The 23812-nt window shown below is 65.6% G+C and carries 19 protein-coding genes and 2 tRNA genes; 4 read left to right on the top strand and 17 right to left on the bottom strand.

Translation table 11 applies throughout. The features are described 5' to 3' along the window. Window positions 1-195 precede the first annotated feature (195 nt). The 4 genes from F7D09_RS02915 to F7D09_RS02900 all read right to left on the bottom strand — a co-directional run bounded on the left by F7D09_RS02915 (window position 196) and on the right by F7D09_RS02900 (window position 4683). Window positions 196-681, bottom strand: coding sequence for a peptide deformylase (locus F7D09_RS02915; protein ID WP_152233927.1), 486 nt, complete (start codon window positions 679-681; stop codon window positions 196-198). A 7-nt stretch (window positions 682-688) separates the two neighbouring features. Then, window positions 689-2740, bottom strand: coding sequence for an AMP-dependent synthetase/ligase (locus tag F7D09_RS02910; RefSeq protein ID WP_152233926.1), 2052 nt, complete (start codon window positions 2738-2740; stop codon window positions 689-691). Between the two features lie 63 nt (window positions 2741-2803). Then, entirely contained in the window at window positions 2804-3373 is a 570-nt protein-coding gene (locus F7D09_RS02905; protein ID WP_226835895.1) for a hypothetical protein, read from the bottom strand. 188 nt (window positions 3374-3561) lie between these two features. Continuing rightward, entirely contained in the window at window positions 3562-4683 is a 1122-nt protein-coding gene (locus tag F7D09_RS02900; protein ID WP_152233925.1) for a GuaB3 family IMP dehydrogenase-related protein, read from the bottom strand. Window positions 4684-4855: 172 nt separating this feature from the next. On the opposite strand from F7D09_RS02900, the gene F7D09_RS02895 reads away from it, so the two are divergent. Together F7D09_RS02895 and F7D09_RS02890 are read left to right on the top strand one after the other, a co-directional pair. Continuing rightward, window positions 4856-6076, top strand: coding sequence for an NADP-dependent isocitrate dehydrogenase (locus F7D09_RS02895; RefSeq protein ID WP_152233924.1), 1221 nt, complete (start codon window positions 4856-4858; stop codon window positions 6074-6076). A 142-nt stretch (window positions 6077-6218) separates the two neighbouring features. After that, window positions 6219-7760, top strand: coding sequence for a type 1 periplasmic-binding domain-containing protein (locus F7D09_RS02890; RefSeq protein WP_152233923.1), 1542 nt, complete (start codon window positions 6219-6221; stop codon window positions 7758-7760). A gap of 209 nt (window positions 7761-7969) precedes the next feature. Here the strand turns inward: F7D09_RS02890 and F7D09_RS11080 are convergent, their stop codons facing one another. Further along, window positions 7970-8500 (bottom strand): M23 family metallopeptidase, encoded by a 531-nt coding sequence (locus F7D09_RS11080; protein ID WP_226835893.1) that lies wholly within the window; start codon window positions 8498-8500, stop codon window positions 7970-7972. 507 nt (window positions 8501-9007) lie between these two features. On the opposite strand from F7D09_RS11080, the gene F7D09_RS02880 reads away from it, so the two are divergent. Then, window positions 9008-9083 (top strand) — tRNA-Asn (locus F7D09_RS02880). A 386-nt stretch (window positions 9084-9469) separates the two neighbouring features. Then, window positions 9470-9545, top strand: a tRNA-Asn gene (locus F7D09_RS02875). A gap of 605 nt (window positions 9546-10150) precedes the next feature. On the opposite strand, the gene tsaD is transcribed toward F7D09_RS02875, so the two are convergent. The 12 genes from tsaD to F7D09_RS02815 all read right to left on the bottom strand — a co-directional run bounded on the left by tsaD (window position 10151) and on the right by F7D09_RS02815 (window position 23552). After that, the gene (gene tsaD / locus F7D09_RS02870; RefSeq protein ID WP_152233921.1) at window positions 10151-11194 is read right to left on the bottom strand and encodes a tRNA (adenosine(37)-N6)-threonylcarbamoyltransferase complex transferase subunit TsaD; all 1044 of its coding nucleotides are present in this window, start codon (window positions 11192-11194) and stop codon (window positions 10151-10153) included. Further along, entirely contained in the window at window positions 11191-11784 is a 594-nt protein-coding gene (gene rimI / locus F7D09_RS02865; protein WP_152233920.1) for a ribosomal protein S18-alanine N-acetyltransferase, read from the bottom strand. Before rimI ends, tsaD begins: the two co-directional genes overlap by 4 nt. Beyond that, on the bottom strand, window positions 11784-12596 hold the full coding sequence (gene tsaB / locus F7D09_RS02860) for a tRNA (adenosine(37)-N6)-threonylcarbamoyltransferase complex dimerization subunit type 1 TsaB (protein ID WP_152233919.1): 813 nt from the start codon (window positions 12594-12596) through the stop codon (window positions 11784-11786). The genes rimI and tsaB overlap by 1 nt, the downstream gene beginning before the upstream one ends. A 43-nt stretch (window positions 12597-12639) precedes the next feature. Continuing rightward, window positions 12640-13248, bottom strand: a complete 609-nt coding sequence (gene tsaE / locus F7D09_RS02855) for a tRNA (adenosine(37)-N6)-threonylcarbamoyltransferase complex ATPase subunit type 1 TsaE (RefSeq protein WP_152233918.1) — start codon at window positions 13246-13248, stop codon at window positions 12640-12642. A 33-nt stretch (window positions 13249-13281) separates the two neighbouring features. After that, a complete protein-coding gene (holA, locus tag F7D09_RS02850) occupies window positions 13282-14265 on the bottom strand; it encodes a DNA polymerase III subunit delta (protein ID WP_193312298.1) in 984 nt (327 codons plus the stop codon). 81 nt (window positions 14266-14346) lie between these two features. Next, a complete protein-coding gene (locus F7D09_RS02845) occupies window positions 14347-16245 on the bottom strand; it encodes a ComEC/Rec2 family competence protein (protein ID WP_193312297.1) in 1899 nt (632 codons plus the stop codon). 20 nt (window positions 16246-16265) lie between these two features. After that, on the bottom strand, window positions 16266-17081 hold the full coding sequence (locus F7D09_RS02840; RefSeq protein ID WP_226835891.1) for a ComEA family DNA-binding protein: 816 nt from the start codon (window positions 17079-17081) through the stop codon (window positions 16266-16268). Window positions 17082-17345: 264 nt separating this feature from the next. Further along, window positions 17346-20324, bottom strand: coding sequence for a leucine--tRNA ligase (gene leuS / locus F7D09_RS02835; RefSeq protein ID WP_152233916.1), 2979 nt, complete (start codon window positions 20322-20324; stop codon window positions 17346-17348). Between the two features lie 128 nt (window positions 20325-20452). Next, window positions 20453-21313 (bottom strand): transporter substrate-binding domain-containing protein, encoded by an 861-nt coding sequence (locus F7D09_RS02830; RefSeq protein WP_152233915.1) that lies wholly within the window; start codon window positions 21311-21313, stop codon window positions 20453-20455. A 5-nt stretch (window positions 21314-21318) separates the two neighbouring features. Beyond that, entirely contained in the window at window positions 21319-22269 is a 951-nt protein-coding gene (locus tag F7D09_RS02825) for a magnesium transporter CorA family protein (RefSeq protein ID WP_152233914.1), read from the bottom strand. Between the two features lie 142 nt (window positions 22270-22411). Next, the gene (locus F7D09_RS02820) at window positions 22412-23248 is read right to left on the bottom strand and encodes a histidine phosphatase family protein (protein ID WP_152233913.1); all 837 of its coding nucleotides are present in this window, start codon (window positions 23246-23248) and stop codon (window positions 22412-22414) included. Between the two features lie 31 nt (window positions 23249-23279). Then, window positions 23280-23552: a mycoredoxin gene (locus F7D09_RS02815; RefSeq protein WP_152233912.1), complete on the bottom strand. Its 273-nt coding sequence runs from the start codon at window positions 23550-23552 to the stop codon at window positions 23280-23282. Window positions 23553-23812 lie beyond the last annotated feature (260 nt).

The following is a 23812-nucleotide window of genomic DNA, read 5'->3' as shown; positions in this document are numbered from 1 at the left end:
ACCGCAAACGCGCCGCACGACGCGCCACACGCTGAAGTCCCCTCCCACGCGTAGGTTTTCAAACAACACCACGCATGGTGCGAGCGTCAGCGTCGCCACTCAACCCATCAGATAAATAAACACGGTGCCGTGTGGCTGGATCTGCCGCGGCGAACGTTCGGCGGCAGACCCGGCCACACGGCCCATGGACGGATGTCAGGCCGCGTGCGCGCGCATGTAGCGCATCGCGGCGCGGCGCTCCTCCTTCTCCAGACGGTCGAGGTAGACGTGGCCGTCCAGATGGTCGGTCTCATGCTGGAGCATGCGGCCCATCAGACCGCTGCCTTCGAGCACGACCTCTTTGCCGTCGAGGTCGATGCCGCGCACGCGCGCATAGTCCGCGCGCTTCGTCTTGTACCACAGTCCGGGAACCGACAGGCAGCCTTCGTCGCCGTACTGTTCGCCTCGCGTCTCCTCGAGCACGGGGTTGAGCACGTAGCCGATCTTGCCGTCGACGTTGTACGAGAACGCGCGAAGGCTGACGCCGATCTGATTGGCGGACACGCCCGCACGGCCGGGGTCGTTGACCGTGTCCAGCAGGTCCTCCACGAGACGGCGGACCGCCGGGGTGATCTCGCGAATGGGGTCGCACGGCGTGCGCAGCACGGGGTCGGGCACTACTCTGATCTCACGAATGGCCATTGGTGTATCACTTCTCCTCGTTGGTTTCCTCGGGGGCCGCGGCTCCGTCCGCCGACTCGGCGGCCTGCGCGGCTTCGCCCTGGTCTTCGGCGTTCCTGCCGCCGTCATTCTGGTCATCGTCGTCCTTGATGAACCGGATCTTCGTCTTCGCCTGGTCCAGCGCCTGCTTGACGGTCTCGGAGGACTGCTTGACGGTCTCGGTGGTCCGGTCGAGGATCTTCACGGTGGCCGGCAGCGGCTTGGCGGCGTTCTTCGGAGCGTAGATCATGGTGTCGATCACGTCGGCGTACCGCTGCAGCACCTTGGGGCGCACGACCTTCATGCTCGGGGTGAGCGTGCCGTTCTCCTGGGTGAACTCCTCATCGAGGATGACGAACTTGCGCACGGACTCGGCGCGCGACACGTTGGCGTTCGCCTTGTCGACATACTGCTGGACGAGCGCTCGCACCGCGTCGTTGGACGCGATCTCGCTCATCGGGGCCTGGTCGTCGAGGTTCTGCGAGGACAGCCAGGAGCGCGTCATCTCCGGATCGAGCTCGATGAGCGCGGCGATGAACGGACGGCGGTCGCCGATCACCACGGCATGGGAGACGATCGGGCAGGTGTCGATGATCTCCTCCATGGGGGCGGGACTGATATTCTTGCCGCCGGCGGTGATGATGATGTCCTTCTTGCGCCCGGTGATGAACACGAACCCGTTGTCGTCGATGGTGGCGATGTCGCCCGTGTGGAGCCAGCCGTCGGACGTCATGGCCTCACGGGTGAGCTCGGGCTGCTTGTAGTAGCCGAGGAACACGTTCGGCCCCTTGATCAGCAGCTCGTCGTCGTCGGCCAGCTTGATGGAGATGCATCCCGGGCGGCCGACCGAGCCGACCTCGTTGGCGTCCTGGAAGTTCACCAGGCAGGGGGCCGCCGTCTCCGTCATGCCGTAGCCCTGGATGAACGTGATGCCGTCGAACCCGTTGAAGAAGTGCGCGAGGTCCGCGTTGAGCGGCGCGCCGCCGCAGGCGAGGTACTTCATGTTCGGGCCGAGCGCCGAACGGATGGACGAGCCGACCGTCTTCATGAAGAACGCGTGCTCCATGCGGGCCACCAGAGAATGCCTGCCGCCGGCCATCTCGTCCTTCGACCATTGGACGAAATGATGGAACGCCTTGGCGAACAGGCGGCCCTTGATACCGGCGCCGGCCTTCTGGGAGGCCGCGTTGTAGACCTTCTCGAAGACGCGCGGCACGCCGAGCAGGTACGTCGGCTTGAACCCGCGAAGGTCGGCCAGCAGGTGCTTGGCGCTGGGCACGTAGCCGACCACGCCGTGCGAGCCGATCGCCACGTACTGGATGTACCGCGCGAAGCAGTGGGCCAGCGGCAGGAACAGCAGCAGTCGGCTCGGCTGGTAGAGCATGTCGTTGAGCACCTCGTAGCCGTTGTACACGGTGTGGTTGAAGTTGCGGTGCGACAGCATCACGCCCTTCGGTTTGCCGGTGGAGCCGGACGTGTACACGATGGTGAACAGGTCGTCGGCACGCACCCGGCCGATGGCACGGTCGAGCTCGCCGTCGCTGACGCCATCGCCGAAGTCGGCGACGGCGTCCAGACCGTTCGCCTTGAAGTTGAACACGTACTTGAGGCTGTCGCTCTGCGTGCGCAGCTGCTCGAGGGTCTGGGCGTGGGCGTCGTCGCCGGCGAACGCGATGACGGGCTCGACCTCGGCGACGATGCCTCCGGCCTGCTTGATGGAATCCGTCTCGTATACCGGCACGCTGACCGCGCCGATGGCGGCGCAGGCGAAGTCCACGACACCCCACTCATAGCAGGTGGCGGAGTAGATGACCACCATGCTTCCGGGCTTGACGCCCAAGCCCAGCAGTCCCTTGGCGACGGCACGCACCCGGTCGTCCATCTCGCCGGCGGTGACGTCATGCCAGCGGCGGGTCTCATCATCCTGCCATTGGGCGATCAGGTCGTCACGATCACGGTCGGCACGCTTCGCCAGCAGCGAATAGATGGTGTCCAGATCCGTGGTCTGGTAGATCGTATCAACGGTGTATTCACGCAACATGGGTACCACTATAGGCATTGCCGCGTACCGTCGTCGCCCGCCGCGCCGTCGGGTCCGGATGGGTCAGCCGATATCCGACATGGTGCACAGCCAGCGGCATCCCACCTGTTTGAGGATCAGGTTCGACCAGTAGTGGTCCTTGCCGATCGTCAGGTGCGCGGAGATCTCGAGCTTGGTCGGACTGACGAACATGCCCGACAGCATGTGCGGGATGACGGGGAAGTACTTGAGCCGCACCCTGATTTCCGGATGGGTGCGCATGTGGTGTTCCAGCAGATGCGCCATCGTCTCCAGCTTCTTCAGGCACGATGCTGTGGCCGCACGCTTGAGCATGCCGGCGGGCAGCTGGCCGCGCATGATGTCCGCGGACATGCAGGCGATGCGCGCCGCCGACATGACGAGTGCATGGACCTGCACGGCGTCGATGCTGTCCGGCCCACAGCAGCTGGAGACATGGTAGGGCACCGGCGTATCGGATGATTCCATGCGCAGAAAGCCGTCGAGGCTGGGCGGGCTGCCCGGCGTGCTGCGATAGCGGTGAGGGCAGCCTCCCTTATTCGGGCACCCCTCGCCCATCGGGCATCGTCGCCTCTCGAATGGGTAGTCGTCACTGATCTTCATGGATACGGTCATCGTCGGCCTTTCCTCTCCCCGTCATTGCGGTGTCGTCGCCCCTTGCCTATGTGCGGAAGGGGTCCGTATCCAAGCTCACCACATGACAAGGCATCCCCGCAACATGCGGGGATGCCTTTTTGTGTAGTCGCGCGCGTGCAGCCGCACGAGCGCGAGCCGGACGGAAGAGGCCGATCAGGCCGTGGGGCTCACGCGTGGTAGGGGTTGACGACCACCGAGCAACGCTGGAAGCTCTTCACGTCCACATAGCCCGTGGAGGCCATGGCACGCTTGAGCGCGCCGATGTAGTTGACCTGGCCGTCCGCACGGTGGCTAGGTCCGAAGAGGATCTGCTCCAACGTTCCGACGGTGCCGACTTCCGTGCGCGAACCGCGCGGCAGCGTCTGGTGACGGGCTTCGGCGCCCCAGTGCTTACCCTTGCCGGGAGCCTCGGTGGCCCTGGCCAGCGGCGCGCCGAGCATCACGGCGTCGGCGCCCATGGCGAACGCCTTGACGAAGCTGCCGGAATCGCCCATGCCGCCGTCGGCGATGATCTGCACGTAGCGGCCGCCGGACTCGTCCATGTAGTCCCTGCGCGCCTCGGCGACGTCGGCGATCGCCGTCGCCATCGGCGCGTGAACGCCGATCGTGGTGCGCGTCGCGGAGACGGCGCCGCCGCCGAAGCCGACGAGCACGCCGGCCGCGCCGGTGCGCATGAGGTGCAGCGCGGCGGTGTAGTTGGCCGCGCCGCCTACGATTACGGGCACGTCGAGATCGTAGATGAACTTCTTGAGGTTCAGCGGCTCATGGTCGCTCGACACATGCTCGGCGGAGACGACGGTGCCGCGGATGACGAACAGGTCCACGCCAGCGTCGACCACGGTGGAATAGAACTGCTGGGTGCGCTGCGGGGAGAGCGCACCGGCGACGGTCACGCCGGCATCGCGGATCTCGTGCAGGCGCTGCGTGATGAGCTCCGGCTTGACCGGCTCGCGGTAGATCTCCTGAATGCGCGCGGTGGCGACGTCCGCCGGCAGGGACGCGATCTCCTCGAGCAGGGGGCGCGGGTCGTCGTACCGCGTCCACAGGCCTTCCAGGTCAAGCACGCCGAGAGCTCCCATGCGGCCCATCGCGATGGCCGTCTCCGGACTCGTCACCGAATCCATGGGAGCGCCGATCACCGGCACGTCGAACTCGTAGGCGTCGATCTGCCAGGCCGTGGACACGTCCTGCGGGTCGCGGGTACGCCGCGAAGGCACGATCGAGACATCATCCAGGGCATAGGCCATGCGGCCCTTCTTGCCCAAACCGATTTCAATTTCCTGAGACATGGTTTCAAGGCTAATGCCGGGCGATGACACGGGCGGCAGGTCGGACGCGTCGCCCTGCGCCGACCGGACCGTCTCACATAGTGGAGCGTCGGGCGTCGTGGCGGCGAACGGTAACATACATGCACTAAGACTGGAACCCATATGCCGATCCATCTTCATAAAGGAGCATCGCATGGCCAAAATCAAGGTCGAAGGGACCGTCGTCGAGCTTGACGGCGACGAAATGACGCGCGTCATCTGGAAGGACATCAAGGACCGTCTGATCCTGCCGTATCTCGACGTGAATCTCGACTATTACGATCTGGGCATCCAGAACCGTGACGCCACCGACGATCAGGTCACCATCGACGCGGCGAACGCCATCAAGCGCGAGCACGTGGGCGTCAAATGCGCCACCATCACCCCGGACGAGGCGCGCGTCAAGGAGTTCGGCCTGAAGAAGATGTGGAAGTCCCCCAACGGCACCATCCGCAACATCCTCGGCGGCACGATCTTCCGCGAGCCGATCGTGATGAGCAACGTGCCGCGACTGGTCCCCGGCTGGACCAAGCCGATCGTCGTGGCCCGCCACGCCTTCGGCGACCAGTACAAGGCGACCGACTTCAAGGTGCCGGGAGCCGGACGACTGACCGTCACGTTCACGCCCGCAGACGGCTCCGAGCCGATCCAGCACGTCGTCTACGACTACGGCCAGGACGGCGGCGTGGCGCAGGTGCAGTACAACGTCAACGACTCCATCCGCGGATTCGCGCGGGCGTGCTTCAACTACGGCCTCAAGCGTCACTACCCGGTGTACCTGTCCACCAAGAACACGATCCTCAAGGCGTACGACGGCCAGTTCAAGGACATCTTCGCCGAGGTCTACGAGACCGAATACAAGGAACGCTTCGAGGCGGAGGGCCTGACGTACGAGCACCGCCTCATCGACGACATGGTCGCCAGCTCCCTCAAGTGGCATGGCGGCTACATCTGGGCCTGCAAGAACTACGACGGCGACGTGCAGTCCGATTCCGTGGCGCAGGGCTTCGGCTCGCTCGGCCTCATGACCTCCGTGCTCATGACCCCCGACGGACAGACCGTCGAGGCCGAGGCCGCGCACGGCACCGTGACCCGCCACTACCGCCGTTGGCTCAAGGGCGAGAAGACCTCCACCAACCCAATCGCCTCGATCTTCGCATGGACCGGCGGCCTCAAGCACCGCGCCGACCTCGACGGCACGCCCGAAGTGCGTCACTTCGCCGAAACGCTGGAGAAGGTCATCGTCGACACGGTCGAAGGCGGCCAGATGACCAAGGACCTCGCCATGCTCATCGGCCCGGACCAGCCGTGGCTCGACACCGAAGGGTTCATGAACGCGCTGGACGAGAACCTGGCGAAGGCGCTCGCCGACTGACCCCGACAGCCGGTTTCACCCCTCTTCGGAAAGGCCCGCATACCGTGCCGCACACGGCTTGCGGGCCTTTCCCATGCCCGGGACTACAATCGTGAGGAACAGCGATTCCATACGACCATCAGAGATGAAAGGCGCAGCTCACATGTCATCACGGCTTATCCCGGCTTGTCTCAAAGCGTTCGTCGTCATGCTGACCGCAGGCGTGGTGCTGTCCGTCGCCGGATGCACGATGACGCCCGGCAACGGTGCCTCGCAGAAGGAATCAGGCACGACATCCGTGCAGCAGTACGGCAAGGCCGCGGTGTTCACCCCCTCCGACGGCATCACGCTCTCCCAGCACACCCCGTTGAACAAGTGGGCCAAACTCGTGCCGGACATCACCGACGCACTGAAAAGCCAGGGGTTCAAGAACGCCGACATCACCACAAAGACGTCGGACGGACTTGACAAGCAGAGCCGCGACATTCAGGACTACGTCGTCAAGCACGCCGTGTCGGGCAAGGACTCTGGGAGCGACGGCAGCCAAGAGGACACGGACGGCACGGCGCAAGCCATCACACTGATCGTCGCGCCGGCCATGGAGACGTCGGACACGACGCGGCAGTACGGCGACTACGCCAGCCGACCAGCCGACGACGGAGACGCCGCCGGCGACGACGACAGCGACGCGGAGCAGCGGCTCGTCAACGCATTGCAGCTGGCCAAGGAATCCGGCATGCATGTCGTGCTCATGGCCAATGCGCTCGACGGCTTCACGCCGGACGCGTTCGTGGAGCTCTCCACCGCGCAGCGCATCGGGGCTATTCAGGCCGACAAGCTGGTGGACAAGCTGCAGCTGGACACCATCAGCAAGGACAATCCGAAGGCCATCGAGATCCTGCTCCCCTACAGCGCCAGCACCGACGAGGACGGCGCCGAGAAGACCGAGGACGCGGCGTTCGCCAAGGACGCCTTCGCCGGCGCATGGTCGGTGTTGCAACCGTATTTCAAGCAGGGCAAGGCATACAGCCCTTCGGGTCTGCTGACGGCCGGCACCACCGCGGCGCAATGGAGGAACGTGGCGTTCGACGCCGCCAAGGACTCGAACATCACCGACGAGCTCGACGCCAGGCTGAGCGGCGCCAAGGACGGCGAGCATACGCGCATCGACGGCATCATCGCGATGAACGACTATGTGGCGTCCGGCGTCACCGAGGCATTTGACAAGCTCGGCTACACTGGTACGGCCGCCGACATCAACCCTTCGATCACGCTGCCCGGCATCGTCGACAACATCACCGGCAAGCACGACCTGCAGCGCGGCAAGGTGCCCGATCCGATCAAGGCTCCGGAGGAGAACGCCGGCGACGACTCCGACAGCAAGGAAGCCCAGTGGCCGATCATCACCGGATACGGCGCGTATCTGGACCAGATACCGCAGATCGTCAACGGCAGGCAATGGATGACCGCATTGGAGAACAGGCAGCGCATCGCCGAGGACCTCGCGAAGGTGACCGCCGCGCTCAACAACGGAGAATCCCTCACCGGGATAACCGACCTGGCGAGGGAGCGCTATGCCGGCGCGTCATCCAAGAAGACACTGGTGCCGACCATCCGCGTGGACCTGCTGGCTGTCAGCGCGTCGAACCTGAAGAGCACGATGATCGACACCGGGTACATCTCGATGGCCGAGGCAGGACTCTGATTCCTGGTTACAGCCGGCCGATGTGACGCGCCCATGCCCCTCCCTCGGCCTCCTTGGCCCTCGGCTCGGTCGTCAGTCCGGTGAGAAACACGAGCGGCGTGACACACCCGCACCCCTCGGCCCCCTCGGTGGAGGGGGCTGGCACGGCGTAGCCGTGACTGGGGGAGCGCCACAACGGTCAAGGCACATTCGCCGACGCTCAAGGCCATTCATTCGAGCACCGGCTTGAGTCCCATGCGATGGCCGCCGATCCGGGATTGCGGGTCCAAGTACGACGCACGCGGGGAGTCCGCACCCGTCGCCGCTCCCCCACGTTTCACTCCCCAGTGCAGGCACGCACCATCGCAATGGTCGGACGTCCCCTCGATTCGCGCGAAACTCTCGCCCCTGCGCACGTGCTCGCCAACTGCCAGATCGGTACGGGCCGGCTCGAACGACGACACCAGGCCGCCATGGTCGATGCTGACCACCGCCTTGCCGCCGACCGAGCCGGAGAACCGCACGACGCCATCGGATGGAGCGCGTATCACGTCGCCTTCAGCCGCCTTCAGATCGACGCCACGATGGCCTGCCAGCCAGGGCTTGTCAGGCGGATCGTATGCCGCGGCGACTTGCGGCCGCCCGAGCGGCCAGACCCAGCCGCCGCCGCATGAAGACGCCGCTCCCCCTGCGGCACGCGCCCCGACCGCACTGGACGGCACGCCGCCCATGAGCAGCGCCATCGCCGACAGGCACCCCATACATGCCAGGCAGGCGGCCCGTCTGGCATATCTCCAGCGGCGAAGACTCCTGCGATACAGCCAGAGCCTTCGCCTGCGCGCCGACCGGTCGCCAGAGAACCTTCCCGGCCAATCCCCCAATGTCATTGTGCACCCCCAATCGCAGGCGGCTCGTTCGACCGCCGTGCATCCAGCGTGACATCGCGCCGCGCCGGCATGCAAGCCGAACCAGGGTATGTGGTCGGAGCTTACGGGTTTTCGCCGTCTTCGGCGTGTCGCCGTCATTTGAGCAGTTTGCCATCGGCTGCCGGCGTGGGCAGGTATTCGCAGCAATGCATGAATCCGACACGCGAATCGCACAATCAGGCGCGAAAACCGGTTCAACCGACAGCGCTGAACATGGAAGCAACGAACGAAAACCGTTGCAAATACTTGCGCCACGCCGTACGCCCACTCAACTTGCGCCAACGATGAATGTGTGTATTATATTCATCTTGTGCACAGCAGTTAGCTCGGCACAGGAAATATTCCTGCGTAGCTCAGTTGGCAGAGCATCCGACTGTTAATCGGACGGTCGCTGGTTCAAGCCCAGCCGCAGGAGCCATAAAAGGCCTCTTCAGTATCGGCTGAAGAGGCCTTTTGCGTTTCGAGAGCAGGACTCTCGAGTTACAAGTCAAAACAAGAGCCCTACCCGCAAACATCAACGAAACCAGTCGCTCCCATTCGCGTGACATGACGCTTCCGCTGGCGGGAACTGTCTGAGCGTAGCGAAGGCCGAGGGAGTCCTCTCCCTCTGTAGCCAACCCGGAAACCACCCTCAGTCAGCAAAGCTGACAGCCCCCGCCAGCGGGGGCGAATCCCCCTTTCTTCCGTCCTCATCAGCCCACACAAACCAAATCACAGTTGCGACACGCCGATGATTTGCATAACCGAACCAACTATGTAATAGTTATCTCTTGTGCACAGCGCAAGGCTGTCACAGGAAAACATTCCTGCGTAGCTCAGTTGGCAGAGCATCCGACTGTTAATCGGACGGTCGCTGGTTCAAGCCCAGCCGCAGGAGCCACAAGACAATCCCTCCGGCATCACGCCGGAGGGATTTTTCGTATGAACATGATGCGGCGTATAATCTCCCCGACGCGCAAGACGGGAGAATACTTCAGACTGGAAAGACCCACGTTTCTTTACTTAACCCCTGAACCCATACTGCGATGCGGCCGATGAGTCGGCGCCGCACGTGGGACGCGGCGGCGGAATCGCCTGTTTTCCTCCCCCGCCCCAATGGCCTGTGGGACGGGAGACGATGTGATCGGTCACCTGGGTTCGCGTCCCATGATTCCGTGGTACGGGAGAGCATGTGACCGGTTGCATGGGCGCGCGTCCCAATGGGCCGTGGGACGCGAGGCACGAAACCGCGGTTTCGGCGTCGTGTCCCAATCATCGGCCGATGCGGTGAGGATTGTGCGGCGGTGCCGTCTGCGGCGATATCCGCATTGTGCCGTGACCATGCTGCGGTCACGCGGTGGTCGGTGGTCGCGGCGGCGCGATTAGCGGCGCGAACGGACGCGATCATTGCGGCGATAAGGCTGTCGTGGGTCCCATCATCCCTTGCGCTGCCCGTCATGCTGCTGTGCGTGCGTGACGTCACGGACGCACAGCACGACCAACACATCACATGCAGATCTTATCCAGCGGCATGGCGGAGTCGATGGAGAATCCGGGGTCGCTGGGCCTGACGCCTGCCTCCACCAGATTCACGCCCAGCATGGCCACCATGGCGCCGTTGTCCGTGCACAGCTTGATCTCGGGGATGCGCACCTCGACGCCGTGGCTGCGCCCGTATTCAAGCAGTTTCGCGCGCAGCTGCGAATTGGCGGAAAAACCGCCGCCGACGATCAGCGTATCGGAACCATACTGCTCGCAGCCACGCATGGCCTTTTTCGCGAGCACGGTCGCCACGGAGTCGGCCAGCGAGGCGCACACGTCGTCAATGGGGATCTCATGACCCATGGCCTGTTCCTGCTCGATCCAGCGTGCCACCGCGGTCTTCACCCCGGAGAAGCTGAAATCGTACGGATGCGCCGCGCCCGCCTTGCCTTGGGTGAGTCCCTGCGGCACGCGGATGGCCTTAGGGTCGCCCTGCCGCGCGTGACGGTCGATGTGCGGACCGCCCGGGTAGGGGAAGCCGAGCAGGCGCGCCACCTTGTCGAAGCACTCCCCCGCCGCGTCGTCAAGCGTGGTGCCCACCACGTCGATATGGCGCGCGACATCGTCTACATGCAGCAGCGACGTGTGCCCGCCGGAGACGATCAGCGCGAGCGTGTCCTTGGGGAACGGGCCGAACTGCAGCTGGGTGACCGCGATATGCCCGATGACGTGGTTGATGCCGTAGATCGGCTTGCCGGAGGCCCAGGCGAGGGCCTTCGCGCCGGAGACGCCGACGGCGAGGCAGCCGGCGAGGCCGGGGCCTGCGGACACGGCTATGGCGTCGATGTCGTCAAGGGTCATGTCCGCGTCGGCGAGCGCCTTGGATACGCAGGGGACGAAGGCTTCGGCGTGGGCGCGTGAGGCGATTTCGGGGATGACGCCGCCGTATCGTGCGTGTTCCTCCATGGAGGATGCGACGACGTTGGAGCGTAGTGTGCGTCCTTGTACGATGGCTGCGGCGGTTTCGTCGCAGGTGGATTCGATGCCGAGTACGATGGGTTCGCTCATTGGTTCTGTTCTTTCTCTGCCGTGCCTGCTGTCGTTGGTTGCGTCGTTGTGGACTGCGTCGTTGTGGACTGCACTGCCGTGAAACCGACGATATGCGGTGCCAGGTCGAGTGCCATGACGAGCGCGTCGATGCCTTCGGGCTGATAGTAGCGGCGGCGCAGTCCGATGCGTTGGAATCCGAGGTTTCGGTACAGTGTCATCGCGGGCGTGTTTTCGACGCTGACTTCGAGGAGCATGCGCCGTGCGCCCTGGGCTCGTGCGTGTTCGATGATGTGGCGCATGAGGTTTGTGGCGATGCCTTGCCGTTGGTGTGCAGCCGAGACGCCGACGTCCATGATTTCGGCGTCTTCGCCGTCATACCAGTATCCGGCGAATCCGCGCACGGCGGCGTCGGAGATGGAGGCGGAGTCGATGTCGCTCTGGTCGATGCTGTTGTCATCGACGTCGAAGATGTAGGTGCGTGCCGGAGCGGCGAGTTCGTCGGCGACTGTCTGCCGGTCCCATGCGTGGCGGCCGAACAGTTCCTGTTCGAGCCGGGTCATGGCCGTCACCGCGGTCTCTCGCTCCATGGCTGTGTAGTCGACCAGCATCAGGCGGTCCTTTCGGCGCCTTCGTGGCCGAGCACGTGTTTGAGGGGCGCCGGCACTTCGGCGTCCGGTCTGCGCAGGTACAGTGGTTCGACCGGGGCGTCGGGCCGCTGCGCATATGCTGCTTGGGCGTCGGCGGCGAACACGGCGAGCCCGCGGCCGCCCTGGTCGAGCACGGAGTCGTCGGTGATGTCGCCGAGGTGTGCGATGCCGCGCAGGATATCCGCGTATCGTGTCGCGCCGTGGCCGATGACGTCGATGACGGCATCGCCGTCGATCGTCTGTGTGACGGCGTTCACCCGCTCGACGATGGCGTTCGGGTAGTCGATGTCCATGTCGATGAGCGTGCGCACTGTGGCATCGTGCGCTGCTGTCTCGTCCTGCGCCGCGTCGTCGGCGGTCGTGCTGTCGTAGAGCGCGAAGTAGAGCTGCTTGCGGCGTGCGTCGTTGACGGCGAGTGTGAGTACGCGCCGCGGCTTGGAACTGTCATGTGCGGCGGTTTCACCGCGGCGGATGAGGTTCCAGCGTACCTGCGGCTCGAGGATGTCGTGGCCGATGAGCCGTGCGCCGGTGGCGAAGGCGAGTGCCTTGGCGGCGACGATGCCGGCGCGTAGTCCGGTGAATGGTGCGGGGCCGGTGCCGACGATGATGGTGTCGATGTCGTGTGGCTTGTGTCCTGCCTGTTGCACCGCTGTCGCGATGTTCGTCTGCAGGCGTTCCACGTGGGTGCGTGAGTCGGTTTCGATGATCGGCTCGTGTCCTACGATGCCTACCGTCGAGCCGAATGACGTGTCGATCACCAATGTGCAGCCCATTGCCGCTCCTCTCCGTTTGCCGCCGTCGCCGGTCATGGTTCCGTCATGCCGGTCTTGCCAGTCCGTTGTGAGTGTACAACGAGGAGTCCCACGAGCGGTGTTCCCATGATGGTCCGACGGGGGTCAGGGTCACGATGCGCGTGCCGTCGCCGGTGAGTTCGCCGTCTTCCTGCCGGGCGCCGGAATCGGCGTGCAGGTCGAGCGGGCGTGCGATGTGGATGTCGAGCCGTTCGGGGGCGAGGGCCGCCGCCATCTGTTCGCCCCATTCCATGAGGATGACCGTGTGCTCGCCGGGGTCTTCGAGCTCCTCGTCGAGTCCGATGGATTCGAGTTCGTCGAGGAGCCTGTCGGCGGCGTCCTGTCCGGGGGCGTAGGCGTTGCCGCCGAGCCGGTAGGCGTCGACGTGGATCAGGTGGGCAGGCGTGCCGTCGCGGAATCGTCCGTCGAGTTCGCGGGCGATGGTGAAGGTGGGCGAGACGATGGGCCCTTCGATGCCCAATGCTCGGCCGAATCCTTGTGCGAACGTGGTTTTCCCCGCTCCCAATGGTCCTGACAGGAGCAGCACGTCGCCGCCGTGCACTGCATTGGCCACGGCTTGCCCCAGGTCGCGCATGTCCTGTCCGGTGGGCACGTTGATGGTCGTCGTGTTCATATGTGTCGTCGTCTCCTCGTCGCGGATTTGTATTTACCGGGTTTGCCGGCCTTTGTGGCTGATGAGTTCGATGCAGGTCTCCAGCGCGTATATGGGGTCGCCGCCGTTCGTCTTGCTTTGCTCGTCGGCCCATGCGAGCTGCCGGATGCATCGTGCCAAGCCGTCGGAGGTCCATCCGGACAGCTGCCGTGTGGCGTTTTTCAGCACCCATGGGTTGGTTTTCGCCTGCGCGGCGGTGATGGTGCCGGACCGTACCGCGGACGCCTTCGCGAGGGTGCGCAGTTTCATGGCGAGCGCCCCGATGAGCGCGATGGGGTCGGTGCCTTGTTCGACCGCGGAGCGCATGTCGATGATGGCTTGTGCGGCGCGGCCTTCGATGGCTTTGTCGGCGACGGCGAAGCCGGTGACCTGCGGGTTGGAGGTGAGGTATTGGTTGACGCGTTCCAGGCCGATGGGGTTGTCGTCGAAGTCGAAGCACAGCTGGTCGCACATGGCGGCCAGTTCGCCGGTGCGTTCGCCGAGTACGGCGACCAGCTGTTGGGCGGCCATGGGGTCGATGCGCCGGTGCTGCTGTTCGAACCTGCCGACGACGAAGTTGAGTTTCGCCTCCGCTTTTTTGAGGTCGGGTACCGGCTGCTGCCGTGCGCCGGCTTTGACGAGCTGGTCGATGAGCCGTTTGCCTTTCATGCCTCCTTCGTGACGGCAGATGACCGGGCTGGCGTCATTGGGATGGGTTTTGGCCTGTCGGCAGTAGTTGACGATGGCTTCGCCGAGCTTGTCGTCGGCGTTCTGCAGGTTGTCGATTCTGACCACCGCGCATTCGGAGAGCAGGGATGGGCTGACGGCTTCGTCGAAGGCGTAGCGGTCGCATGTCGATGCGTCGAGTTCGACGAGTTCGGCGTCGGGGTGGCGGCGCAGCGCCTTGCCGCACAGGTCCCGGGTGGTCTGGTCGTTGAGGTACGGGTCTCCTCCGGTCACGATGGTGATCACTGGGTTCGTCGATGCCTTGTCTGCCATGGTTTCCAATGTTCCCATATCGCTGGACAAGCTGCGGCGGCGTGATGCGGCCGTCTTCCCGGTTGGCTGTACTGTCACTGGTCATTCCTCCTTGTCGAACATGCGTCGCGTCTCGCCGATCCACAGCGTGATGCGGTCCCGGCGGCGCGGCCGGTATGGTGTGCCGGGCAGACGGTTGTGGCCGTTTGTCGTCGCGTCCGCGGCGTGGCCTGCGCCGTCGTGCGGACGTCCGGTTGCAGATGCGATAATGTCCGTGCAGCCGCTGCGTGCCGTGTGCGTCATGCCGCGGCGTCGTATCAGCCGGGTTCCGGCAATCGTCAATGCCGCGAACATGGTTTCGGCGGCGAGCATGAGCGCCGCGCCGCCTACGCCGCCCGCCCAGGGGACAACGGCGTAGCGTCCTGACGACAGCCATGCGGCGACGGCATCCATGGCGCGCGTGCCGCAGCCCGACAGCCACGCGAAGACCAGTCCCAGCCGGCCGTCGACCGTGGAGGTCAGCAGTGCCGCCAGTCCGGCGAGCGTGGCGACGTCCACGAACGGGCTGACCAGCAGGTTCGCCGGTATCGAGGCGAGCGGCAGTTCGGGCTCCATCAGCACCTGGATCGGCAGGGTCAGCGACTGGGCGGACGCCGTCATCGCCAACGGTTCGGCGATCACCCCCGGCAGCAGGCCTTCCAGCCATTGCGTGATCGGCTTCGAGAACAGGGTGATGCCGAGCACGGCCGCACAGGACAGCGCGAACCCGTAGCTTCTTGCCATGGCGGGGTCGGCCAGCAGCACGAGCGTGACCGTCCAGCACAGGGCGCTCACCGACTGGCCGCGACGGCCGACGAACATCGCGCAGGCGCCGATCAACCCCATGACCAGTGCGCGGAGCACCGAATCCGAGGGGACCATGAGCATCGACAATCCGAGCTGCGACACTGCCATGAGACAGGACACGATCCGGCGGGGCAGCAGCAGCCTGGCGCACAGCCGGCGCACCATGCCGGCGATCAGCGCGAAATGGCCGCCGGAGACGGCCATCAGATGCATGATGCCCGACCGTTTGAATCGCTGCTCGACGTTGCGCGCATAGTGGTCGTCCACGGGCTCGGGTGAAGCCCCGGCATCCACCGTACCGTAGCTCACTGTACCGTCGCTTACTGTGCCGTCGTTGGCCGGGACATGCTCATGGCCCAGCATCCCCAAGGTCAGGCCGGGCACCAGAATCCGCCCCTGGTCGTCAAGCCGTTCGGTGACCATGAAGAACGCCTGCTGCATGGCGTGCACCGTACGCCGCAGCAGGCCCTGCCGCCGTTCCACGGCGATGCCGTTGTCGTCCGCGGCCAGCCAGAGCGGAACGCCGCCGTAGCGCGCCTGCGACAGTTCTCCGGTGACGTTGACCGTCGCTCCCTGCAGCAACGCCGTGCAGCCGCCGTCCGAGGCGAACAGCCGTACCGGTGCGGCGGAACGTACGACGATCGACGCGCGGCCGTTCTGGTTCGATGTCGCGTAGCGTATCGTGCGTGCGACGGCGTCGGCCTGACAGTCGTGGCCGCGCACCGAAGATGCCATCATCGGCGTCGTCACCCTAGCGTGCACGGTGACCTCATGGCCGCTTCCCTGCCTCGCCAACGTGACGGCGGCGTCCTGCCATTGCGCGGTGTCAGCGGCCAGTGCGGCGATTGCGGCGAGCAGCATGGCCGACACGGTGACGGTGGCCATGCCGGGTGCCCGGCGTGACAGGACGTACAGCGCCGCCGTGGCCGCCGCTGCAAGCATGACCGGGACGATGACGTCGCAGAGCGCGCTGCCGCCGGCCGGTGGCCGCCGTTCACCGATGTCCATCATCATGGTCCACACGCCGTGCGCGCCCAGGGACGCCGCCCAGACCATCAGCGCGACCGGCATCATCCTGAAGTCGCGGCTCCCCTGCTCCCGGCTCCCGTCCGGCCGCATGCGCATGGCGATCGCGTGCACGTCCGACCTGCGCATACCCCTCACGCACGTGACCCTCACACGCGCACCCATGGCCGGATCTTCTCCAGTGTCCTGGCGCCGATGCCGCTGACGTCCAGCAACTGGTCGACGCTCGTGAACCTGCCGATGCGACGGCGATGGTCGAGGATGCGCTGCGCCGTGGCGGGGCCGACGCCGGGAATGGTGTCCAGTTGGGCGGCGGTGGCGCTGTTGAGGTCAATCAGAGACGAATCCTGTGCGCCGTCCTGCGTGGCCGCTCCCCCGGCGGTCGCGCTGCCATCCCCTGTTGCGGCATTCTCCCTTGTGCCGACACCCGCAGTGCCGTCACCCGCAGTTTCGTTCTGTCCGCTCCCCTCGACGGTCTGCCGATCATCGCCGTCCGAGCCTCCACCGTCCCCGTCCAAAGCCGCGTCGTCGCCAGTCACGCCTGCGTTGGCGGCATCCCCGGCGGGCTCCTCGTCCACCGTGCCTGCCTGCACCGGCTGCTGCCGAGCCGTGGCGGCGCCTAATGAGGCGTAGTGCAGCGACTGTTGGACGAGCATGGTCAGGCTGGCGCATAACGCCGTGGCCAGCAGCAGCACCGCCATCAGCGACTGCACCGGCTTGAAGGACAGTCTCGGCCGGGTGCGCGCGCCCGTTTGTTCTCTTCTGTCGCCGTCGGCGGACCGTACGCCCATGAGGTCGCTCATGGATACGACCCGGCGGGGAGAGGCGGCCGGGGGCGGCACCTGGGGAAGCCTGTCGGACGCGTCGTCGCGCAGCGTCCCAGGCCGCGCCCATCGGCCTGCCGTCCCGTCCAAGGCCGACAGCCGCCGTGCGACCGTCATGCCGTCTTCATGCGAATCACCCATGCAGGTCATCATGCACGACCGGCCGCGTGCATGTCCACATGAACGGGGTCATGTGGTCGGAGCTTGCCGGTTATCCACATTCCGGGCGTGTCGCACTGATGCGTTCCCTGGCTCCCCTATAGCGCCGGCTCCACTGACAGCCGTTGCACCGCGCCGAATACGCATGATGCCCGTGCATCCGTATCGCAGGATGCACGGGCATCGATGGTGCGGACGGCCCCGGAGCGCCGTGGCGTCATCCGGACAGTCCGATATGGCCTGACGTCACTCGGCGGGGACGATCGACACGATCTTCGGCGCCTTGACGATCACCTTGCGCGGCGTCTTGCCGCCAAGGCGGGAGGCGACGGCCTCGAGCGCCATGCGCTCCAGCTCATCGGCCGCAATGTCGGGCGACACTTCGAGCTTGGCGCGCACCTTGCCCTTGATCTGCACGACCGCGGTGACCGTGTCCTGGCCGACGTACCGTTCGTCGGCGACGGGCCACGGCTCGTGCGCGAGCGAGTCGGCGTGGCCCAGACGGAACCACAGCTCCTCGCAGATGTGCGGAGCGATCGGCGAGAGCATGAGGATCAGCGGCTCCACGGCGGCGCGCGGCACGGACGGCAGCGAGGTGAGATGGTTGTTGAGCACGATGAGCTTGGAGATCGCGGTGTTGGGGCGCATGCCCTCCATCTCCTCGGTCACCTCGGCGATCGTGTTGTTGAGCACCTTGAGGGTCTTCGCGTCGAGCGCGTCCTCGCTCACGTGCGCGGCTCCCGTGTTCTCGTCCACGACGTTGCGCCACAGGCGCTGCAGGAAGCGCATGCCGCCGACCACGTTGCGCGTGTTCCACGGGCGGGAGTCCGCCAGCGGGCCCATGCTCATCTCGTACAGGCGGAACGTGTCCGCACCGTAGTTCTCGTACATGTCGTCCGGCGTGATGATGTTCTTCAGGCTCTTGCCCATCTTGCCGAACTCGCGGTTGACGTGCTCGCCATGCCAGGTGAACGTCGGCTCGCCGTCGGCTCCGGCAGGACCCTCCTCCACTTCGGCTGCCGGCACGTACTGACCGCGGTCGTCGGTGTAGGCGAACGCCTGGATCATGCCCTGGTTGAACAGCTTGTGGAACGGTTCGGCGGAGTCCACGTAGCCGAGGTCGAAGAGCACCTTGTGCCAGAAGCGCGAGTACAGCAGGTGCAGGACCGCGTGCTCGACGCCGCCGACGTACAGGTCGACGCCGCCCTCGTCGCCCGAATACTTGTTGTGGTTCGGGCCCATCCAGTAGTCGAACTCGTCCTTCTCGACCATGTTGGCCGTGTCGGTCGGGTCGATGTACCGCATGTAGTACCAGCAGGAGCCGGCCCAGTTCGGCATCGTGTTCGTGTCGCGGTAGTAGGTCTTCACGCCGTCGCCGAGGTCGAGCTCGACCTTCACCCAGTCCTCGTTGCGGCTCAGCGGCGCCTCCGGGTTGGATTCGGCGTCCATCGGGTCGAAGGTGCGCGGCTGGTAGTCGGGCACGTCGGGCAGGTTGATCGGCAGCGCGGAGTCTGGCAGCAGGTGCGGGGTGCCGTCCTCGCCGTAGACGATCGGGAACGGTTCGCCCCAGTAGCGCTGGCGGCTGAACAGCCAGTCGCGCAGACGGTAGCTGACCGTGCCCTTGCCGACGCCGGCGGATTCGAGCCAAGCGTTGACCTTGGCGATCGCGTCGTCGACGCGCAGGCCGTCGAGCGACAGCGCGTCGCCCTTCGCGGCGGTGGATTCGACGGCGGAGTTGATGACGATGCCGTCGTGGGAGACGAACGGCGCCTTGCCCTCGTAGTTGGCGAGGTCGTCGCCGGATTCGGGCAGCGGCTTGACGGTGTAGATGACCGGCAGCCCGTACTTGACGGCGAAATCGTAATCGCGCTGGTCGCCGCCGGGGACGGCCATGATCGCGCCGGTGCCATAGTCCATGAGCACATAGTCGGCGGTGAACAGCGGCAGCTTGACGCCGGTGATCGGGTTGGTGGCGTACAGGCCGGTGAACAGGCCGGTCTTGGCGCCCGCCTCTTCGACACGGTCCTTCGCGGTCTTCGATTCGGCGGCGAGACGGTACGCCTTCACGCCTTCGGCGGGGTTGGCGTAGCCGCCCTTCCAGCTGTCCGGGATGCCGGCGGGCCACTCGGCGGGCACGTAGCGCAGCAGGTCATGCTCCGGGGAGACGACGGCGAACGTAGTGCCGAACAGGGTGTCGGGACGCGTGGTGTAGATCTCCATGTCCTTGTCGCCCTCGGCCGTGGCGACGGCGAAGTGAACGGAGGCGCCATGGCTTTCGCCGATCCAGTTGCGCTGCATGAGCTTGACCTTCTCGGGCCAGTCAATGCCGTCGAGGTCCTCGATGAGGCGGTGGCCGTACTTGGTGATGCGCATGGACCACTGGCGCAGCTCGCGCTGGAAGACGGGGAAGTTGCCGCGTTCGGACTTGCCTTCGGCGGTGACCTCCTCGTTGGCGAGCACGGTGCCCAGTCCCGGGCACCAGTTGACCGGGGACTTGGAGATGTAGGCGAGGCGGAAGTCGTTGAGGATGTCCTGCTGCTCGGCTTCGCTCAGGTCGGCCCACGCCTTGCCGTCGGACTCGTGGCCGGGGATGGCCTTCTCGCCGGACTCGAACTTGGCGACGAGCTCGCCGATCGGACGGGCGGAGCCCCTGGAACCGGACGGGTTGGTGGCGTCCTCGTCGTACCAGGCGTCGTAGATGCGCGAGAAGATCCACTGCGTCCAACGCACGTAGCCGGGGTCGATGGTCGCGAAGGAGCGGCGGTTGTCGAAGCTCAGGCCCATACGGTGCAGCTGGCGGCGCATGTTGGCGATGTTCTGCTCGGTGGTGATGCGCGGATGCTGGCCGGTCTGCACGGCGTACTGCTCGGCGGGCAGGCCGAAGGCGTCGTAGCCCATGGCGTGCAGCACGTTCTCGCCCTTCATGCGGTGGTAGCGGCTGACCACGTCGGTGGCGAGGTAGCCCAGCGGGTGGCCTACGTGCAGGCCCTTGCCGGAAGGGTACGGGAACATGTCCATGGCGAAGAAGGCGGGGCGGCCGTCCGCGTTGCGGCCCTTGCCGTCCTTGAGGTCGCCGTGGACGTTGGCCGCCCAGAACGTGCCCTCGTCATCCCATTTTTTCTGCCACTTGGTCTCGATGTCCTGCGCGAGCGCCGCGTTGTAGCGGAATTCGGGCTCGGCGGGAACTTCGGCCGCCTGCGCGGCGGCGTTCTTCTCATTAGCCATACGGTGCATTATCGCCATGCAACTGGACACAGTCGCCAACGCGGCCGGCGTCGTAGCCGACGGGACGAACGCCGCTGCAGGCGGTGCGGACGCGGCGGGAGCATGAGCGGATGACGCCCGCCTCGCGCTCAGGAGACCGGATCGGGCGGGTTGAGCCGGCGGTCCGGCGTGTAGCCCGTCTCATCATGCAGGGTCTGCGCGGCCTTCGCCCACGACCCGTCCTCGATCATGTCCTCGAGTATGCCGCTGATGTCGGAGGCGAGCCGTTCCTCGCCGAGCCGTACGGCGATGCCGTACTGTTCCTCGCCGTACGGGTCGCCCACCACGTGAAGGTACCCTTTTCCCTTGGCCGACGAGATGCCCTGCAGGATCGCGTCGCCCGCGGCGATGGCGTCGGAGGAGCCGACCATGAGCGAGGTGAAGCACTGCTCGTAGTCGTCACGCTCCTCCACGACCGCCTTGGGCGCCTTCTTGCGGATGTCCGCGCCTATGCTCGTGCCGGTGACGACGCAGACGGTGCGCCCGGCCATGTCGTCGAGCCCGCGGATGGCCTTCCGGTCGTCGTCGCGCACGAGCAGGTCACGTCTGGCGGTCAGATACGGCCCCGTCATCGTCACCTGCCGTCCCGCGTCGGCGATGGCGTAGCCGACGACGAAGTCGACCTTGCCGTCATTGAGCATGGCGACCCGCGTCGTGGAGGTCACCTGTTTGAAGACGATCTGCTTGTTGGCGTAGCCGAGTTCGTTCGCCACATACCGGGCCACGTCGATCTCGAACCCGGTGTAGGTGCCGTTGCGCCATGCGCCGATGCCGGGCTGGTCCGCCGATACGCCTATCGCGATGGTCGGCCCTTCCGGCGTACCGCTGATGGCGTTCTCTCCACCGGCCGGCTGCGGCTGGCCGCAGGCGGCCGCCGAGCAGACCCAGAGCATGGCGAACAGCGCGCCCAGAAGGCGCCGGCGTCGTCGATCAGCTCGTCTCGTCATCATGGCCGTCACTTGAACATGCGCGAACGCGTGAGGAACCAGGTGACGACCATGGACAGCGCGATCGAGATCACGATGATGATGAGGAATCCCCATTTGCTGCCGGTGAACGGCATGCCGAGCATGCCCTCCTGGAAGTTCATGCCGTACATGGAGAAGATGAGCGTGGGGATGGACAGCGTGATGGAGATGATGGTGAAGATGCGCATCACGTTGTTCAGGTTGTTGGACACGATCGAGGCGAACGCGTCGGTCATGTTCGCAAGAACGCCGCTGTAGATGTTGGCCATCTCGATGGCCTGCTTGTTCTCGATGATCACGTCGTCGAGCAGGTCCTCGTCGTCCGGGTACTGCTGGATGCGCGCGAGCGTGGTCAGCTTCTCCATCACGATCTCGTTCGATTTGAGCGAGGTGGTGAAGTAGACCAAGGTCTTGCTCAGTTCGAGCAGCATCATGATCTCGCGGTTCTGCATCGCATGGCGCAGCTTGAGTTCGAGCTTGTCGCTCTCGCGGTCGATGATGCGCAGGTAGCGCAGGTAGGTGCTGGCGTTGCGGTACAGGATCTGCAGGATGAACCGTGATTTCATGAACGTGTTGAACCCGCGGATGGTGCCTTCCATGAACGGGTGCAGCACCGGCGTGTCCTGCATGCACACGGTGATGATGAGGTCCTCGGTGACGATAATCGACAACGGGATGGTCTCGTACCAGTCGCGTCCGCCGCGCTCCTCGACGGTGGGGATGTCGACGATGATCATCGTGTAGTCGTCCTCCACGTCCACACGCGAACGTTCCTCGTCATCCAGGGGGGCGCGCAGGTCGGCGAGGTCGATGCCTGTCTGCTGGGCGACGGTGGCGAGCTCCACGTCGGTGGGTTCGGACAGGCACAGCCATGAGCCGTTCTCGGGTTTCTCTATCTGCTCCACTTGGCCGTTAATCGTGCTGAACATCCTCAACATGTCGTCTCACCCGCCTTCCGTCGAATCCGAACGCGACGGGCGCTTCCCGACGCCGCCGCTCAAAAACCTCACATAAGAATAGTCCCTGACCCGAGACGAGTGCGCGGCGGCGGATCGGTGCGACGCCGCGACGTTGCGGAGGTCAGGCCGTGATCGGCTTCCAGGCGGCCATCGAGCCGTGTCTGAGGTCGTCCGGACCGTTCTCCCAGTCGCACAGTCCGGCGATGGCCGGGCCTTGGTTGAACCCGGTCATGGTCCAGGTGACCGTTCCGCCGGCATGGCGTTGCGGCGTCAGCGTCGTCCAGAAGGCGTTGCGCATGCCGCCCAGGTTGCTCAGGTTGTCCGGGTCCATGCCGAGCAGCGTCTCGACGGTCGCCACATGCCATGATCCGTGGCCGACGAGCATGAGCGTGGTCGGTGTCGGCGAGTCTGCGTATCGGGGGTCGTTCACATAGTCGAGCACGGCCGCCGCGCCGCGTTCGCCGGTCGCCTTGCGGCTTTCGACGCCGAACGCGAGTTCGCCGCCCTTGTGGGCTCGCCACGAGTCGTAGGCGTCGGCATGGTCGGCGCGGATCTCCTCGCGGGTCATGCCCTCCCACTGGCCGAAGCTGCGTTCGCGCAGCCGCGGGTCAAGCCGCACCGGCAGGCCGAGCAGGTCGGCGAAGGCGTGGGCGGTCTGCTGCGCCCGGAACAGGTCGGAGGAGACAACGACCATGCGGCGGCGGGCGGCGGGAGCGTCGCGGTATTCGCCGATGTCACTGCGCGCGGCAGCGTCGGGGCCGGGCTGGGCGAGCCGTTCGGGGTGTTCGGCGATCGTGGAGACCTTCGCCCAGTAGTATCGCCGCGCCAGCTCGTACGCGCTCTGGTCGGCCTGCCATTGGCCGACGATGTCGAGCGGGACGTCGATCTGCCCTTGCAGCCGGCGGGCGAGGTTATACGAGGTCCGCCCGTGCCGCAGGAACACCACTTCGTCGATCATGACTCTCCTCTTGCGTGTCGTGGCAGCGGGGTCAGGCCAGCTGTCCCAGCTCCTGCAGCTTCGCCTTGATGTCGGTGGCGGACGGCTCGACCTGGAACGCGCCGTCGGAGTAGAGCACGACGGGGATGTGCTTCTGGCCGCTGATGGCGACGGCCCGGTCGGCGGCGCCCTCCTCGGTCTCGATGTCATGCCAGGTGAACGCGGCGCCGTAGCGGTTCAGCGCGTCCTTGGCCCGATGGCAGTCGCCGCACCAGTCGGCGCCGTACACGTCGATGGTGGGCTGGGTCTCGTTCTCGTTCGTCATGTTCGATCTCCTTTGGTTTCATGCGCGCCGGCTGATTGCGGCGAACGCCGGTTCGGCTTTCCTACGCGTAGTGTCTCATGACCCGCGGTCCGTGCCGCGCGAATCGGCCATCGGCGAACACAAGCCGGCGGCACGGCAACGCAAGCGCAGACCGGACCGCCGCCATGCCAGGGGAATGACGCGTGACACGCACAGCGTCCGGCGACGCTACAATACAGCTGTCACGCCGTGGCTCGACTCAGGTCGCGCCCGGCGGGCGT

The sequence above is a fragment of the Bifidobacterium leontopitheci genome (assembly GCF_009193355.1).
Taxonomy (GTDB): domain Bacteria; phylum Actinomycetota; class Actinomycetes; order Actinomycetales; family Bifidobacteriaceae; genus Bifidobacterium; species Bifidobacterium leontopitheci.
Note: the sequence above shows the minus strand (reverse complement) of the source record. Positions and strands in the feature narration are given on the sequence as shown.

Excerpts from the sequence above, each read along its gene's own strand:
- F7D09_RS02825 (WP_152233914.1), bottom strand. The coding sequence starts at position 22,269 with ATGTTGAGGATGTTCAGCACGATTAACGGCCAAGTGGAGCAGATAGAG.
- F7D09_RS02890 (WP_152233923.1), top strand. The coding sequence starts at position 6,219 with ATGTCATCACGGCTTATCCCGGCTTGTCTCAAAGCGTTCGTCGTCATG.
- F7D09_RS02820 (WP_152233913.1), bottom strand. The coding sequence starts at position 23,248 with ATGATCGACGAAGTGGTGTTCCTGCGGCACGGGCGGACCTCGTATAAC.
- F7D09_RS02845 (WP_193312297.1), bottom strand. The coding sequence starts at position 16,245 with ATGCGCAGGTCGGACGTGCACGCGATCGCCATGCGCATGCGGCCGGAC.
- holA (WP_193312298.1), bottom strand. The coding sequence starts at position 14,265 with ATGGCAGACAAGGCATCGACGAACCCAGTGATCACCATCGTGACCGGA.
- F7D09_RS02815 (WP_152233912.1), bottom strand. The coding sequence starts at position 23,552 with ATGACGAACGAGAACGAGACCCAGCCCACCATCGACGTGTACGGCGCC.
- F7D09_RS11080 (WP_226835893.1), bottom strand. The coding sequence starts at position 8,500 with ATGGGGTGCCTGTCGGCGATGGCGCTGCTCATGGGCGGCGTGCCGTCC.
- rimI (WP_152233920.1), bottom strand. The coding sequence starts at position 11,784 with ATGCTGGTCGACTACACAGCCATGGAGCGAGAGACCGCGGTGACGGCC.
- F7D09_RS02910 (WP_152233926.1), bottom strand. The coding sequence starts at position 2,740 with ATGTTGCGTGAATACACCGTTGATACGATCTACCAGACCACGGATCTG.
- F7D09_RS02830 (WP_152233915.1), bottom strand. The coding sequence starts at position 21,313 with ATGATGACGAGACGAGCTGATCGACGACGCCGGCGCCTTCTGGGCGCG.
- tsaB (WP_152233919.1), bottom strand. The coding sequence starts at position 12,596 with ATGGGCTGCACATTGGTGATCGACACGTCATTCGGCTCGACGGTAGGC.
- tsaE (WP_152233918.1), bottom strand. The coding sequence starts at position 13,248 with ATGAACACGACGACCATCAACGTGCCCACCGGACAGGACATGCGCGAC.
- F7D09_RS02915 (WP_152233927.1), bottom strand. The coding sequence starts at position 681 with ATGGCCATTCGTGAGATCAGAGTAGTGCCCGACCCCGTGCTGCGCACG.
- tsaD (WP_152233921.1), bottom strand. The coding sequence starts at position 11,194 with ATGAGCGAACCCATCGTACTCGGCATCGAATCCACCTGCGACGAAACC.
- F7D09_RS02895 (WP_152233924.1), top strand. The coding sequence starts at position 4,856 with ATGGCCAAAATCAAGGTCGAAGGGACCGTCGTCGAGCTTGACGGCGAC.
- F7D09_RS02840 (WP_226835891.1), bottom strand. The coding sequence starts at position 17,081 with ATGGGTGATTCGCATGAAGACGGCATGACGGTCGCACGGCGGCTGTCG.
- F7D09_RS02900 (WP_152233925.1), bottom strand. The coding sequence starts at position 4,683 with ATGTCTCAGGAAATTGAAATCGGTTTGGGCAAGAAGGGCCGCATGGCC.
- leuS (WP_152233916.1), bottom strand. The coding sequence starts at position 20,324 with ATGGCTAATGAGAAGAACGCCGCCGCGCAGGCGGCCGAAGTTCCCGCC.
- F7D09_RS02905 (WP_226835895.1), bottom strand. The coding sequence starts at position 3,373 with ATGACCGTATCCATGAAGATCAGTGACGACTACCCATTCGAGAGGCGA.